The organism is Ruegeria sp. YTSA064, assembly GCF_059610325.1.
Genome location: NZ_JBXWNK010000012.1, coordinates 43146 through 58416 on the forward strand (window position 1 = coordinate 43146; position 15271 = coordinate 58416).

The 15271-nt window shown below is 54.8% G+C and carries 12 protein-coding genes and 1 pseudogene; 1 reads left to right on the forward strand and 12 read right to left on the reverse strand.

Annotated elements, in window-relative coordinates:
- Positions 1-8 precede the first annotated feature (8 nt).
- Positions 9-1196 (reverse strand): 2-aminoethylphosphonate--pyruvate transaminase, encoded by a 1188-nt coding sequence (locus AC2FI7_RS17670; protein ID WP_496816379.1) that lies wholly within the window; start codon positions 1194-1196, stop codon positions 9-11.
- Positions 1197-1315: 119 nt separating this feature from the next.
- Here AC2FI7_RS17670 and AC2FI7_RS17675 point away from each other — a divergent pair, with 119 nt between their 5' ends.
- Positions 1316-2200, forward strand: a complete 885-nt coding sequence (locus AC2FI7_RS17675; protein WP_496816381.1) for a LysR substrate-binding domain-containing protein — start codon at positions 1316-1318, stop codon at positions 2198-2200.
- Positions 2201-2232: 32 nt separating this feature from the next.
- Here AC2FI7_RS17675 and AC2FI7_RS17680 read toward each other — a convergent pair whose 3' ends face one another.
- The 11 genes and pseudogenes from AC2FI7_RS17680 to AC2FI7_RS17730 form a co-directional block, all read right to left on the reverse strand.
- A complete protein-coding gene (locus AC2FI7_RS17680; protein ID WP_496816382.1) occupies positions 2233-4254 on the reverse strand; it encodes a putative 2-aminoethylphosphonate ABC transporter permease subunit in 2022 nt (673 codons plus the stop codon).
- Positions 4251-5381, reverse strand: a complete 1131-nt coding sequence (locus tag AC2FI7_RS17685) for a putative 2-aminoethylphosphonate ABC transporter ATP-binding protein (RefSeq protein WP_496816384.1) — start codon at positions 5379-5381, stop codon at positions 4251-4253. Before AC2FI7_RS17685 ends, AC2FI7_RS17680 begins: the two co-directional genes overlap by 4 nt.
- Positions 5382-5498: 117 nt before the next feature.
- Positions 5499-6518 (reverse strand): putative 2-aminoethylphosphonate ABC transporter substrate-binding protein, encoded by a 1020-nt coding sequence (locus AC2FI7_RS17690; protein WP_496816385.1) that lies wholly within the window; start codon positions 6516-6518, stop codon positions 5499-5501.
- Positions 6519-6750: 232 nt separating this feature from the next.
- Positions 6751-7467 (reverse strand): sulfatase-like hydrolase/transferase, encoded by a 717-nt coding sequence (locus AC2FI7_RS17695; protein WP_496816387.1) that lies wholly within the window; start codon positions 7465-7467, stop codon positions 6751-6753.
- Positions 7467-8279 carry a sulfatase-like hydrolase/transferase gene (locus AC2FI7_RS17700; protein WP_496816389.1) on the reverse strand — a complete coding sequence of 271 codons (813 nt, stop codon included), beginning with the start codon at positions 8277-8279 and terminating at the stop codon, positions 7467-7469. The genes AC2FI7_RS17695 and AC2FI7_RS17700 overlap by 1 nt, the downstream gene beginning before the upstream one ends.
- 17 nt (positions 8280-8296) lie before the next feature.
- Complete coding sequence (locus AC2FI7_RS17705) at positions 8297-9136, reverse strand: EamA family transporter (RefSeq protein ID WP_496816391.1); 840 nt, start codon at positions 9134-9136, stop codon at positions 8297-8299.
- 45 nt (positions 9137-9181) lie between these two features.
- Positions 9182-10189 carry a GlxA family transcriptional regulator gene (locus tag AC2FI7_RS17710; protein WP_496816393.1) on the reverse strand — a complete coding sequence of 336 codons (1008 nt, stop codon included), beginning with the start codon at positions 10187-10189 and terminating at the stop codon, positions 9182-9184.
- Positions 10190-10220: 31 nt separating this feature from the next.
- Positions 10221-12683, reverse strand: a complete 2463-nt coding sequence (locus AC2FI7_RS17715) for a GcvT family protein (protein WP_496816394.1) — start codon at positions 12681-12683, stop codon at positions 10221-10223.
- A gap of 86 nt (positions 12684-12769) precedes the next feature.
- On the reverse strand, positions 12770-13564 hold the full coding sequence (locus AC2FI7_RS17720; protein ID WP_496833533.1) for a DeoR/GlpR family DNA-binding transcription regulator: 795 nt from the start codon (positions 13562-13564) through the stop codon (positions 12770-12772).
- Between the two features lie 179 nt (positions 13565-13743).
- Positions 13744-14439, reverse strand: a complete 696-nt coding sequence (locus AC2FI7_RS17725; RefSeq protein WP_496816397.1) for a HipA domain-containing protein — start codon at positions 14437-14439, stop codon at positions 13744-13746.
- Positions 14440-14523: 84 nt separating this feature from the next.
- Positions 14524-15204 (reverse strand): annotated as a pseudogene (locus AC2FI7_RS17730) (IS6 family transposase).
- Between the last annotated feature and the right edge of the window lie 67 nt (positions 15205-15271).

Sequence of the window (15271 nt, forward strand, 5' to 3'; positions counted from 1 at the left end):
CTTGATAGTTAAGCTGCCAGTTTGGCGCGTTCTTCCAATGCCCGGAGGGGGGGTGCAGCACTTGTGACACCCATCTCCTCCAATGATTCTTTTGCTGCGTTTACAACTTTGCACATGACGTGTTCGTCCATTTGACCGATACATCCGACGCGAAAGCTGTCGACCACCGTCAGCTTGCCTGGGTAGATGATGAAACCCTTGGATTTCATAAGGGTGTAGAACTGATCGAATACGAAATTCTCGTCCGCCGGGCAGAAAAAGGTGACGATAATTGGGCTGAGCCAGCGATTGTCCAGCAGTGTTTCAAAGCCCAGCTCGCGCATGCCGGCGACCATGACATCACGGTTGCGTGTATAGCGCTCGCCGCGGCCCGGTACGCCCCCTTCGGCGGAGTGCGCCCTGAGTGCCTCGATGAACGCCGCGACCACATGGGTAGGAGGGGTGAACCGCCACTGACCGGTCTTGTTCATATGCGCCCATTGCGCGTGCACGTCCAGGCTCAGCGAATGGCTGTTGCCCTCCGCGGCCTCAAGCTCGGATTTTCGGGCGACGATAAAACCGAAACCGGGCACGCCCTCGATACATTTGTTGGCCGAGGATACCATGGCCTCGTACCGGATCTCGCTTGGTTTCAACTCGATCGCTCCGAAGGCAGACATCGAGTCGACCAGGAGCTTGCGCCCGGCGGCATAGGTGACCTCGGAAATCTCTTCGACGGGGTTCAAGATGCCTGAACTGGTTTCACAGTGAATCGCAACCACATGCGTGATGTCGGGGTCATCGGCAAGAATGTCGGCAACTTCGTCGCCGCGCGGCGGCAGGTAATCGCCCTTGTCCAGAACTACGTGTGCGCGGCCCAGGTATTCCAGAGTCTTTGCGGAGCGTTGCCCATAGGCACCATTAGCCAATACCAGCGCCTTGCCATTGCGCGGAATGAATGATGCAAGCATCGCTTCGACCGAAAACGAACCACTGCCCTGCATCGGGACGCAGTCGAAATCATCAGCTCCCTCGCCAAGCAACGCCAGCAGGCTGGATCGCACCTCTTGCGTCATGGCGCGAAAATCGTCATCCCAACTGCCCCAATCCTTTAACATGGCCTCTTTCACGGCATACGATGTCGTCAAAGGGCCGGGTGTCAGAAGGTAAGGTTCACCGAGGCGCGGTTGTTCGATTTTGGGATTGGAAGGCGTCATAACCAGGCTCCAGAAAGGTATTTTCAAGAACACAATTGCAGCAATTGTTGCCATATGTGAAATTGCAAATATCAATCTAATTATAAGCACAGCCTATGAGCTGACTTCGGAGGACCGCCATGCGACACAGCCAGCTCAAAGCCTTTCATTTTGTAGCCAAGCATGGGGGATTTTCGCGTGCTGCAGAGGCTCTTTTTCTGACGCAGCCGGCAATTTCGGAGCAGGTGCGAAAGCTGGAACAGGATCACGATTTGTTGTTGTTCCAGCGCGATCGCAAACGTGTGACCTTGACCCCCGACGGCGAGCAGCTTTACCGATATACCAAGCAATACTTCGAGATCGAAAGTCAGATCGAGGACTACCTCTCTGAGACCAAGGCTGTGGTCGATGGAGAGTTACGCATCATCGCCGACTCCGCGCACCACATGACGGCCTTTCTGGGTCCATTTCAGAAAAAAAACCCAAATGTCACGATCACCGTACGCTCGGGGAATAGCGAAGAGATTCTGGAAGAGCTCAGGGCTTATAACGCGGAAATTGGTGTAGTGGGCAGCCTGTCTCCCGGCAAAGATATGGATGTCTTAAGTCTTGGCTCCACCGAAATCGTGGCCTTTGCCGCACAGGGTATTCTTTTGGCGTCGAAGCCGACACTGTCTCTGGAAGAGCTGTCAAATCTACCGTTAATTTTCCGCGAGACGGGATCAAAAACGCGCCAGAAACTTGAAGACGAGGCCAAAAAACAAGGGATAACGTTGAAACCCGCGATAGTAGCTGAGGGGCGCGAAGCGATACGGGAACTTGTGGCTTCGGGCGCAGGTATCGGTTTTGTCTCGCAGGCGGAATATGGTCATGATGACCGTCTCCGGCAAATCAAACTTAAAGGCATCAACCTGCAGATGGGCGAGAGCATTATATCGCTGTCTCAGAGGCGCGAAGTGAAGATTATCCGCGCCTTCACAGAGTTTGCGCAACGTACCATGGAAGAAAACCCCGCCAATGATTGATTGGCGGGGTTTGGTATCAGCAGGAATGGCCGTCAGCGACTGCGCCAGGCCTGCGTGCGTTTTAATATCCCTTTAGACGCAATCAGGTGAATGATCCGGGCCGCAGCATTGGTGTAAAAGATCATCATCCCCATCGCCGCAGCAGGTGCAATATCCCCGGCATCATCCATGTTCAGCACTGCGATGGACGCGAGCGTCGTTTTGGGCGAGTAGAGGAACACGACCGCCGACACAGTCGTCATTGCATTGACGAACAGATAAATGGATATGTCCAAAACCGCTGGCAAGCAGACTGGAACCGTAACACGCGCAAACAGTTTCATCGTCGGTTGTTTGAGCGATGCCGAAACGGACTCGAATTCGCGGTCCATTTGCTTCAAAGCCGTCACCGCCGTCAGATGCGATACAGTGTAAAAGTGCGTCACTGTACAGATCACCAATATCGCCATTGTGCCGTAGATGCCGTTCATTGGGTTTGAAGGGTTGTTGAAGAAGAAAATGTAGGACAACCCTAGCACCATGCCCGGAATGGCCATCGGCAACATCGCAAACATCTGAAAGATCGATCTGCCGGTGCGGAACCCTTTCGACTTTTCAACCAGATATGCCCCGAAGAACACAACGGTGGTTCCGATCACTGCGGTCAACAGGGCCAGCCGGATCGAATTGAAATACGATCCCCATCCGCCGCCATCCATCTTGTCGAACTGATAGTTCTTCAGGCTCAAGCTCAGGTCATAGGGCCAGAACTTGATCAGCGCCGCAAATTGGCACACCGCCAGAAGACCGACAATGAACAGGCCAACAAGGCTGCAATAAATCAGGAACAGCCGATCCGCTTTTGGGTTTGGGGTTGCCTGGTACGGCACCGACCGAGCGGACAGCAGCGCAACCTGTTTGGACTGAACCATACGGTCAATGGCAAAGGCCAGGATTGCCGGGATCACCAGAACCACGGACACAACCGCGCCCATCTCAAAGTTCTGCTGGCCGATCACCTGTTTGTAGATATCCACCGCCAGCACGTTGAACTGTCCGCCGATGACTTTAGGCAACCCAAAATCGGTAATCACCAGATTGAACACCACAAAGGCGGCTGAGATCAGGCCATAGCGCGCACCCGGGACCGTGACCGTCCAGAACGTGCGCCATGGGGTTGACCGCAGACTTGCCGCAGCCTCGTACAGCCGCGCATCCGAGATTGCGAGTGCCGTTGAAATAATCAGGAAGGCGTGCGGGAAAGTAAAAAACACTGATCCGATCACAATGCCGATCGGGCCATAGATACTTGCACCGAACAACAGTTCCTTGATCATGCCCTGATTGCCGAACAGGTACACCAAAGCGATACCTGGCAAGAGCGAGGGGACAAGGATCGGTGCCATCGCGATCAGGCGAAAGACCCCCTTGAACCGCATACAGCTGCGATTGAGCGCATAGGCGAACCAGAAGGCCAGCGTTACTGTAACGATGGTGCTGACAATGGAAATCCAGAGTGAGTTCTTGATCGAATTGAACAGCGCAGGTGTCGAGAAGTAATTTACAAAGTTATCCAGACCTCGCGACTGAACGGGCCGCAACTGAACCCGGCGGAACGTGTTGGAATCAAGCTCGACCCAATCAGTGCCGTCCTGCAGGGTCGATCCGACCAGAAAGCGTCCGGTGTCGCTTGTGTTGCGGATCTGGTACATGATCGGGCTGCGGAAGCTGAAATCCGGGAACAAACCTGTCACAGGCAGGCGCCCGTCGGAACCGGTAACAAGATCGGTATTGGTGAATACCTCGGTCTGCCGGTTCAGCGCATCGCCTGTCAGAAATGTGCCGTCGAAAACGCCCGCCTCGTCGCTAACCTGAAACTCGTATTGCGACAGTTCCACTCGATAAGTGGAAAACGACTTGGAAAGCATTGTGTAAAGCGGCAGCGCCAGGGTCACGATCAGGTAGAGCACGATGACCATCATGCTGCCACGCATCAGTAAATCGTCACGGCTGAGCTTGGGCTTGATATCCGGTCCGGGGGGCAAGGTGCCAGTATTTGTGGAAATCGTGCTCATGCCTCGGTCTCCGGAACATCAAAAGCCATCAGACGGTTCTCAGGAAGCTCAATCACCATGCTGCGCCCCTCGTCCAGTTCAAGACGGCGCACAGCATTGATCGAGAAATCAGCAATCAGTTCTGAAGACCCGAACCGCTCGTTGCTTAGACGGCAGCGCCAGAACGAGCCCAGAAACTCCATCTCATCAAGTGTCACTTCGATGCAGTTGCGGTTTCCGCCGGTATCCAGATATCCAGCTTCATGGGGAATTACGTCTTCCGGCCTGATTGCTGCAACAACCGGTGTTCCATCGTTGAACTGATGACCCAGGCAGGCAAAGGTTTTTTCACCCACGCTCAACCGCCCGCCCTTGGTAACTTGAGACTTAATCTGATTCATTTCGCCAATAAAATCGGCCACAAACAGGTTGGCCGGTTCCCGGTAGATTTCTGTGGGTGAACCCACCTGCTCAATTACTCCGTGATTCATGACCACGATGCGATCAGCCATTGCCAGCGCCTCTTCCTGATCATGGGTCACCATCACGGTGGTTACGCCTAGCTTGCGCTGCAGTTCCTTGATTTCGTGCCGCAAATGGACGCGTACCTTGGCATCCAGTGCCGAAAGGGGTTCATCCAGCAGCAATAGGCCGGGCTTGGACGCGATGGCGCGTGCCAGTGCAATCCTTTGTTGTTGCCCGCCCGACAACTGCGCCGGGTATTTCTTACCCTGATCAGGAAGTCCGACCAGATGCAGCAACTCGTTCACACGGACAGCGATTTCAGACTTGCTGCGGCCCGAGTTTTCCAGACCAAAAGCGATATTCTTCTCAATCGTGAGGTTGGGAAACAGTGCATAGGATTGAAACACAATCCCGAAATCACGCTCGGACGGGGGTAAGTTGGACACGTCCATACCGTCCTGCATGACCGTACCCTTGGTTTGCAGGTCCAAACCTGCAATGGCACGCAGCAGAGTTGTTTTTCCACAGCCTGACGGGCCCAGAAAGCAGACAAACTCGCCTTCGTTGATTTCCAGCGAAATATCCTTGAGTGCAAGAAAGCTGCCAAAGGCTTTCCACAGGTTTTGGATACTGAGATACAGTTCACCGGGTGGCGTTTTCTGAAGCACGGGAGAAGTCCTCATATCTGCACCTCGGGCACGGCCGTACCTGGCCGGTCTGAACCGGGTGAGTAGGTTGTATTGTTGGGAACAAGAGTGTGGTGCGCAGGAGAGGCATGATCGCCCCTCCCGCGAATGGGATTACTTCGCTTCCGACTTTCCGTCATAGCGAGACTGCCATTCCTTCAGGATTGCCGCGCGATTGTTGGCGGCAAACTCAAAATCATTGTCAATCATGGCATCCAAAAGGCCCTCTGGGAAGTGCTCGACCGGCTTTGCGACGCCGGGATAGGCCACAACCGCATAACCGCTGTTGTACATCTCATTGGCTTCTTTGGTGACCGTGAAATCAACCAGTTTCTGAGCAGCTTCCAGATTCCCAGTGCCGGCAACAATTGCGGTTGCTTCCATGTCCCAACCGACGCCCTCAGAAGGCACGATGATTTCAAGCGGGGCGCCGTCCGCCTTGGACTTGGCACCGCGGAAGGCAAACGAGATACCGATTGGGATTTCGCCCGCAGCCGCCAGCTTGCAAGGCTTCGATCCCGAATGGGTATATCGCGCAATGTTTTCGTGCAGCGCATCCATGTATTCCCAGCCGCCGTCTTCACCAAACATCTGCAGCCAGCTTGAAACATCAAGGAAACCAGTACCTGATGAGTTTGGGTTGGGCATGATTACCTGATCCTTGTACATTGGATCGGTAAGGTCCTGCCATGACGTTGGCGGCGTCAGCCCAGCCTTTTCGGCCTCGACTGTATTGTAGCAAACCGACGCAACCCAGGCATCCATGCCAACCCAGGCTGGAGGATTGTCGCCGTCAACAAACTTGACATCAAGTTCTTCAACGCCAACCGGTGCGTAGGGTTCCAGCATGCCTTCGGATTTCAGCAGCAGCAGCGACGTGGCCGCCAGCCCCCAGACGACGTCTGCCTGAGGGTTGTCCCGCTCCGCCAGCAATTTGGCGGTAATGATCCCGGTCGAGTCACGAACCCAGTTAATTTTGATATCAGGGTTGCTTTGGTTAAACGTCTCGGCATATCGGGCCAGGTCTTCGGCCTCGACGGCTGTGTAAACGGTCAGTTCTGTCTCTGATGCCGCTGCCGTTGCAGTTAGTGTGCCGATGGCGAAAGCGGTTAGAAGTGATGTTGTGTGTCTCATTGTCATCCTCTGTTGGTGATTTATTAGACAGGTCGCCATTCTCATGCGGCGTTCTCATTCAGATTAGTACCGACAGTTTGACAGATTAATTCCTCAAGAAAAATCGATTATACCTTCAATGTTATAAGTTTGTCCTATGGATAATATTGCCGTTTGCCGCAGGGCGTTTACGATAGATTTTGGTATCGCAGCGGCAGGTCTTCAACGTTTAAAATCGCGGCTTTGCATGCACTTAGTACGACCCGGTCTTAACGCCTCCAGAGCGTACAATCGTTTGAGCAAAGGTGGGATCGGCATTTTTCATGCGGTGTTCCAGCATCTTGCGGGTCAGGTGAAGCAGCGTTGGTGTGATTTCAGTTTGCGTTGCGATAGACTCTGCTTCCCCACGCTCGTCCATGTCAAAGAGTACTTGCGGCAGCCCTGCGCCAAACTCGACCAAGCGGTGATCTTTTGTGCGCAAAATGCCCAGATTTGCCTGCCGCGAGGTCAGATCTAACTCAGCCATCCATGGAGTCGGCTTTACCGGATTGCCAAAATCGAACTCGGAAAAGCTGTAATCTGCCCCTTCCGTTTCCGTATCGCCCAAAATGCCAAGCAAACTTCGCCCGTTCATCGAAGAGGGGGGTCTCGAGCCGACTCTTTCGAGAATGGTGACGGGTATATCGATGGACTCCGTGAACCCGGAATGCACTCGACCGTGCATATCAGGACGCGCGGGATCACGCACAATCAGGGGCACATGATAGGCAGCATCATGGAAGGCACCTTTTCCCCATAGCCCGTAGTCGCCCAACATCTCACCGTGATCTGCGGTAACGATCAGAACAGTATTGTCCCACTGGCCGGACGTCCTTAGCCAGTCCACCACACGCCCAATATGATGATCGACTTCCGTTGCTAATGCCAGATAAGTTGCCCGCAGTTGGGCGATGGTTTCCAGATCATTCATCAGATCGGGGAGCCAACAACCATGCTTGATATCGGTTGCTTATCCTGTGCAGGGGCAAGAAACGGGTGCCAGTGCCGGTCTCCTAAGGGATTGCGGGTTGAACGTGGCGCAGGCATATCCCTTGGGTCATAAAGCGTATTGTAAGGTGCAGGTGCCACAAGCGGAGGGTGAGGCCGGATATAGGTCAGCGTGGCAAACCATCCCGGCTCAGCATCCTGCATTTTGGATAGAAACTGATCCGACAGAAACGCCGTATCGCTCATATCCGCCGGATACAAAGCCGGATCACCGACGATCGGGCCGTTGGGGCGGTAGGTGTCGGGGTAGGGGGGCAGGTCAATGCCCTGCTGCGACAGATGCGAAAGCCAGGCTCCAACATCTGATTCCATGCGCATTCTCACCGCCTCCTCAAAGCCAGGAAGTAATTCCTCATAGCTTTGAAGCCTTGGGTCATCGGGGGGTAGAACCGTGGGATCGCGGGTCGTGTCGGTATAGCCGAACAAACGTGGATTGTACCCGGCCTGTCGCATCGCCCGCGCCAGGTTCGGGGTATCGTGCTGGAGCGGAGTGCCGTTTCGGACCGACCGGTGGTTGAAAGCATATTGCCCGGTGAACAGGGATGCCCGGCTGGGTCCGCAAGGCACTGTGACGGCAAAGTGATTGGCAAAGCTGACGGCGTTTTCTTGAAGTCGCCGAAGGTTGGGCAATTGCGCTATTCGTCCGAGGCCATCCTGACCCAGAAGATCGAAACGGAACTGATCGATGACGAACAGCAAGACATTCGGGCGTGTTTCTGTGTTTTCTGTCTGCAAGTTTCCCCCCAATCCCTTCAACTTGCCATCGCCAGAGCCACTATCCCAATCACCACGATGGTCGCAGCCAGAAGCCTGTTGGATTTCGGCCCTTCGCCGAACCACATGACACCAATTATCGACGCAAAAATAACGGAACTTTCTCTAAGCGCGGATACCATGCCCAACGGCGCGATTGTCTTTGCATAAAGTACTAATCCATAGGCCATGCCCGAGATGACACCGCCTGCGAGGCCTGCCCAGACATAACGTCGAGGCAGAGTCACCACGCGCTGCCACCGGGTTGTAAAGATGAATCCGGCCACAAAAATCTCGGCCACAAACAATGCCGCGATATACCCCAGCGTGTTCTCGGACAGCCGGACGCCAATACCGTCTACAAGCGAATAGGACGCAATCATCATGCCGGTGCCAAAAGCAGCCGCGATGGCTATCCAGTTCGTGTGTCTGCCCAATCCGGCAAGGGACAGGCACCCAATACCGAGAGAGATACAGGTAATGCCGATCCATGCCGCGGGTGGCAGAACTTCACCCGCGAACAAGATCGCGCCCATGGCAACCAACATCGGCGTCATACCGCGTGAGATTGGATAGACCACCGACAGGTCGCCATGTTTGTAAGCGGTGTTCAGAAACCAATAATACCCCCAATGGATCAGGGTCGAGCCTATGATAAAGGGAAAGGCCGCCCATACCGGCAAGCCAGTGAATGGCAATACAAACATCGCTGGTATCGCATGGCCGAGCGAGACCAACCCCAAAACGACGGCTTTGTCCGGCGCGCCTTTAACTACGGCATTCCATAGCGCGTGCAGAAAGGCTGCGGTCAAAACGATGAGAAACGCGTGGATTGTCATACGAACATGATGTCCCGAGGTAATTTGTTGAACACTAGCAGCGCATCAAGTTTCGAACCTTGAGGCGTTCATCCGGGCGCGTTCGCATGCTGGAGTTTGCCCGAACCTTTGTTTGTACTTCTGCGACAGCGTGGCATTGGACCCAAACCCGCAGGCCAAGGCAACCTCGGTCAGCATCAGATTGCTGAACCTGACGATTGCCTGGGCCTTTTCCAACCGTTCCTCCAGGTAGTAGGCTTTTGGGGTAAGCCCTGTTGCTGCTACAAATTTCCTTTCAAGTTGGCGCACCGAAATCCCTACTTCCTCAGCAATGTTCTTAATCTGGAGGGGCTCTTCCAGATTATTCCGAAACAGTTCTATGGCCTTGTCAACAACGATGTCGCCGGTAAAGCCGTTGTCGACTCGAGCGATGTCGTGTGCACAGGTTGTGCACGTGCCGAAATTCGGTCTGTAGCTCAGGAATTTCCGGTTTAACCGGGGTTGTTCCTGCGGAGTAAGGGTGTCGCTTGTAGTCTTGGACAGCAGGTTGAGCAGAGAGAACCTTGACCCTGCAGACCATATCGCTCCACGGGCGTGGCTATCGTTGGATGCGGGCGAGATATTTGGGAACTGTTCCTCCAACGCGTTCAGTACTGGGGCTGTTGCGGCGACCGTCAGACCACTAAGAAGCCCGGTATGCGCCAGCGGGATCAAGGCCGCTTCAACCGCGCCCAGAACCCGACCTGCCCTGAGTTGTGCGCGTGCCACGCGGCCGAGGATATTCTGCAGATCAGGAGGAAGGACTGGTCCGCCGACCAGAAACAGATAGCCGCATCGCGCCGTGTGGTCATTGATGCGGCTGGTGCTCAAGTTTACTCCGCATTCGCTCTGCACGTCAGTGCCTTCAAGCGACAAGACCGAGACTCTGAATTGTATGTCAGCGGCCAGCTGGTTCGCCGCCTTCAAATAGGCCAGCCCCACCGAGAGCTGATCCAAGGGCAGGCCATCCCAGCACAAAAAGCCAATCTCTGTGGCATGACCCGTGTCGGAACCGATGACCGAACAGTGTTTCATTCCGGGTTACGCCGTCTGAGTTTCATCGGGCCTAGCCGTCCGCTTTGGGCCGTTCGCTTTTTGCATCATAGGGGGTTCGGATATGCGCGGTTGCAGACAGTCGGCTTCCAGCAAGATCGATCTCGAACCGACCCTTAGTAATGTAGTCAGCTGTCACGCGTTCGGGTGCATCCAACTGACACAGGGCAACTGACGCGCCCAGCGTGTGACCATAGGCGGCCGAGCGGACCTCGCCGATTTCGACGCCGTCATACAGCACAGCCTCGCCACCCCACAGCTGTGGGGCATCATCGTCCAATACCAGCTGTACGATACGGGTTTTCAGGTGATCGGGGTTCGCTTTTGCGACCAGCAGCGCCTCTTTCCCGATGAAACCGCCGGGTTTGTCATAGTCCACGGCAAAGTTCAGACCAGCCTGGATCGGCGTAATGTCTGGGGTCAACTCGCGGCTCCAGGCGCGGAAGCCTTTCTCGATCCGCAGACCTTCCAGCGCATAGTAGCCGGCGTCGATCATACCGAACGGGGCCCCTTCGCGCATCAGGTCATCGTAGACGCCTGCCGAAAATTCGACCGGCACGATCAGTTCCCAGCCCAATTCGCCGACATAGGTCATGCGGTTAGCCAGAACGGTGGCATAGCCCAGATCGATTTCCTGAACGGTGGCAAACGGGAAGGCTGCGTTCGAAAGGTCCGCCTTCGTCAGCTTTTTCAGAACATCGCGCGAGTTTGGACCCATCACCGACAGCACTGACCATGCAGCCGTCACATCCGTCAGGAAGACATGGGCGTCTGCGCTGAAATTCTTGCGGACCCAGTCCGCGTCATGAATGGTTTGGGCCGATCCTGTGATCAGCATGAATTCCTGCTCTTTCAGTCGCAGAACCGTCAGGTCGGATTCATATCCCCCGCGTTCGTTCAGCAAGCCGGTGTACACTGTCTGCCCCACGGGCACGTCAACATTTGCGGCGCAGATTCTGTTCAACTCGCGGCAAGCATCGCGCCCTTGCACCAGCAATTTCGAGAACGAGCTTTGGTCAAACAGCGTGACCGCTTCGCGTGTGGCCTTGTGTTCTTTGCCCACATTCTGGTGCCAGTTCTGACGACCAAAGCTGTAGTCGATCTCGGCCTTTTCACCATCCTCAGCAAAATAGTTCGCCCTCTCCCACCCCATTTTCGATCCAAACACGGCGTTCTTGGCCGCCAGCCGATCATAGAGAGCCGAGCGGCGAAACGGCCGCGCCGTGTCCAATTCCCGGTTAGGCCAAGGCATCGCATAGTGCAGGCCGAGCGTTTCCTTGACGCGGTCATGCAGCCATGTGGGGTTGTTGTTAAAATCTGCAAACCGCCGGATATCCACCGCAAACAGATCCGAGGTTGGCGCCCCTTCGACAATCCATTCGGCAAGCGCGCGTCCGGCCCCACCTGCACTGGCAATCCCCATCGAGTTGAAGCCCGCGCCAACAAAGAAATTCTTCAACTCGGGCGCTTCGCCCAGCAGATAGTTATTGTCGGGGGTAAAGCTCTCAGGCCCGTTATAGAACTGACGTACGCCAGTCTCGGCCATGCTGGGCACGCGGATCAGTGCATTTTCCATCAGAATTTCGAACTGATCCCAGTCATCTTCGAGAAGCTGGAAGAAGAAGTTTTCGGGTATGCCATCCATGCCCCATGGCTTGGCGTCCGGTTCAAAGCCGCCCATTACCAGACCGCCTGTCTCTTCCTTGAAATAGATATAGCCATCTGGGTCGCGCAGAACGGGCAAGTCGGGCTTCACACCTTCGATCTGCTCGGTCACGATGTAGTAGTGTTCAGCAGAGTGCAGAGGCACATTGACGCCGCACATCTTGCCCAGTTGTCGTGCCCACTGTCCACCGCAGTTCACCACGATCTCGGCATTGATCGTGCCCTGATCGGTGATCACACCGGTGGCAGTGCCATCTTTGGTTAGAATGTTAGTGACCTTGATCCCTTCGATCACTTTCGCGCCACCCATGCGCGCGCCTTTGGCCAGAGACTGGGTCAGATCAGTCGGGTTGGCCTTACCGTCGCCAGGCATCCACAGCCCGCCTTTGACGTCATCCACCTGCATCACTGGCCATTTGTCCTGCGCCTCCTGCGGGGTGACGACCTGGACCTCGACCCCCTGCGCCCGCGCAGCAGCAGCGGTGCGCATCAGCATGGTCATTCGGTCCTCAGTCCGTGCCACTGTGACCGATCCGCATTCCATCCAGCCGGTGGCAAGCCCGGTCTCGGCCTCAAGCTGTGAATACAGCTCGGTCGAATAGCGGATCAGGTTGGTCATCGCGGGCTGGCTACGCAGCTGACCGACCAAACCCGCGGCGTGCCATGTGGTGCCGCAGCTCAGCTGCCCCTGTTCCAGCAGCACAACATCTCGATGCCCCATCTTCGTCAGGTGATATGCCACCGAGCAGCCAATGATACCGCCCCCCACGATGACATATTGCGCGCTTTGCGGAAGTTGGATGTCGGCCATTGCCTTGCTCCGTACAGAAGGAATCGGGTTTGTGCCCACCTTATCTGTACTTTGCAAAATTTGGCAATATTTTTCTTTTATTGGCGTTAGACGCTGACAACATCAACGGGTTGGTCTCTAATCACTTCCGAAATGTCTTTGGGCAAATCGCCGTCAACCACAAGAGTCACATCCATTGAAAATGGCTTCATCGCAACTTGCCCAACTACGTTGAATTTGCTGCTGTCCGCCAATAGGAATGGGCGCTGCGACCGCTCAATCATCATGTGTCGCAGTTTTGCGCCTTCCAGTGAAAAATCGGTGAATAAGGTCCGCGCACTGATCCCACCAACGCCGATCAGCGCATATTCTGCGTTGTATCGGGAAAGGTGGTCCAGCGTGTCCAAACCCATTGTTGCATTCTCCGAAAAATCTAACCGCCCGCCCAACAACGTGACCTCTTCTGCAGCTGGCGCAAGAACCGAAGCTATGGTTAAGTCATTGGTATAAATTGTTAAATATTGTCGACTGGTCGCCAAAGCTTGCGCTGCCGCGAGTGTTGTCGAGCCGCTGTCAATGATCACACTCGCTCCATCCGGGATAATACTGGCTACGTAATTGCCAATCCGCTCTTTGCCTTCTCGATTTGTTTGAGTGCGATCAACCATGGGAGGTTCGTGCGTACGCACACTGGTCGCTCCGCCGCGTACCTGGTTGAGCTTGTTTTCCTGCGCCAGTTGCTCAATATCCTTGCGAACAGTTTCCCGCGATACGCCGAGCCGTTCGGTCAAGGCTCGGATTGAAACCGCAGGTTGACGCGAAACTTCTTCGAGGATTATTGCATGTCGTTCTGATGGTAGCATCGATTTATCTTCAGGCTCAAGGATACCCAAGTTTGCCAAGTTTCGCAAACAGCGTCCAGCCCGTTTCAATACAGATGAGTGTGTTTCGGTGCCCGTTCCACGAAACAAGCCGTATTGCGGAAGGCTTGGCTGCTCGACAGGGAAGTGGAAACTCTTACTTTACAAATGTGGGACATTTTAACTTTGCTGCTACACACGATGCAGCGGCGTAAGGTAAACTATGTTAAAAGTGGAAGCATGATCTGCTGATCATACCGCATGAAAGGCAGCCGCCCGACGTCGACCGCCATCGCAAGACGCATCTGATTTTGGCGAAATTGACCGTCATCTACGGCTTTCTGGGCGCTTAGCACATCATAGAGCGGGGTCATGCGGAATCCGCCTGGATGCAAAGCAACGCTGAAATTCTTGGCGTGCCTGTCTGTCGCTCCTAAGAGCCAAAACAGCACCAGTGTGCGGAAGAACGCGCGCTGACCTGCCTCAGGGTCATCACTACCCGCTAGCAACCCCACGCCTTCTTTGATCCTCGGCCCACTGTCTAGTTGGTATTTCTGGCTAGGCGGGAATGTGAGCGCTTGGCAAAAGTCTTCCTGCGGGAGGCGGATCAATCGACCATCCTTGGCCCAACGCCGATCAAACCGTGTCACAACAAGGCTCCGCACGTCCTCTAAGTCGGCAATCGCGATCTCCGCCACCTCCATTCCCATGACGCGACAAAAGCTCATGCAGAAATACTCGTTCTCGACGCTGTCGGATAAATCGATCCCTGCGGGCAGAACACCAAGCTGGGTTTTGAGGATATGGGTTGTAGGGTTGGGCCCAGACGGGCGGATCCACGCGCCATCGTAGCGCAGCAGCGCCGTTTTCTCCTGCGCCCCTACTATGGAAATGCGGAATTCGTCGTCTGCGTCCAAGCCAAGGGGCGCGCTCGCAAGGTTGCGCAGGGTTCTGTTGCAATCTTTTGGGAACGATGAACTGTCTAAGCGATTGCAGGGGAGCTAAGCGGCCAGTGCTGCGAATTGACGAAACGGACAGATTCCGGGCGTGAACTGACCCTTGCGGATCATGTTCGCGACTTCGATTCCGTCCAGCGTCCCGGACGCGGATGCGAAGGCTTTGAGCCCCATCAGCGGGCGCGTTCGCCTCTTGATGAAACGGTGGCCCTGCTCAACGATATTGTTCAAGTATTTCCGTCTGACCATCTCAATGGGGATCGGAGAGCCAAAGCTCTTAAGCATCTTGTTGATGGTCTTAATGCCTGCGGTGTTGGCGCCGCTTTTGTCGTTGACGATCTTTCGAGGCAGGCCATTGGCTTCCAGCATTCGGGCGAAGAACTTGGAGGTAGGTTATTTGTTGCGACGCCCGGATAACATGAAATCTAGTGTCTTGCCGTGTTTGTCGACGGCTCGGTAGAGATAGACCCACGCGCTTTTCACTTTGATGTAGGTCTCGTCCATTCTCCAGGAACGTTCGCACGGCCTTTTTCGTCGACGCGCTGCTTCTGCGGCTGCAGCGGTATACTGTCTGACCCAACGGTTCAGTGTGGTGTGATCAACCGATTTGCCTCGTTCGCGCATGATCTCTTCAAGATCTCGGTAAAACACGCCGTGTCGAACATAGAAGTACACAGCAAAGAGGATCACATCCTTCGGATATTGTGCGCCTTTAAAGGAGATTATGAATAGACTTTCGATTTGATAATTCTGAAGGTCATTCACCTGTTGGTGGCGCGAGCGTAGATGGCTA

Bases quoted from the DNA above. Each gene is read 5' to 3' on its own strand.
- AC2FI7_RS17715 (WP_496816394.1), bottom strand. From the start codon at position 12,683: ATGGCCGACATCCAACTTCCGCAAAGCGCGCAATATGTCATCGTGGGG.
- AC2FI7_RS17710 (WP_496816393.1), bottom strand. From the start codon at position 10,189: ATGAAACACTGTTCGGTCATCGGTTCCGACACGGGTCATGCCACAGAG.
- AC2FI7_RS17690 (WP_496816385.1), bottom strand. From the start codon at position 6,518: ATGAGACACACAACATCACTTCTAACCGCTTTCGCCATCGGCACACTA.
- AC2FI7_RS17670 (WP_496816379.1), bottom strand. From the start codon at position 1,196: ATGACGCCTTCCAATCCCAAAATCGAACAACCGCGCCTCGGTGAACCT.
- AC2FI7_RS17705 (WP_496816391.1), bottom strand. From the start codon at position 9,136: ATGACAATCCACGCGTTTCTCATCGTTTTGACCGCAGCCTTTCTGCAC.
- AC2FI7_RS17685 (WP_496816384.1), bottom strand. From the start codon at position 5,381: ATGAGGACTTCTCCCGTGCTTCAGAAAACGCCACCCGGTGAACTGTAT.
- AC2FI7_RS17680 (WP_496816382.1), bottom strand. From the start codon at position 4,254: ATGAGCACGATTTCCACAAATACTGGCACCTTGCCCCCCGGACCGGAT.
- AC2FI7_RS17695 (WP_496816387.1), bottom strand. From the start codon at position 7,467: ATGAATGATCTGGAAACCATCGCCCAACTGCGGGCAACTTATCTGGCA.
- AC2FI7_RS17675 (WP_496816381.1), top strand. From the start codon at position 1,316: ATGCGACACAGCCAGCTCAAAGCCTTTCATTTTGTAGCCAAGCATGGG.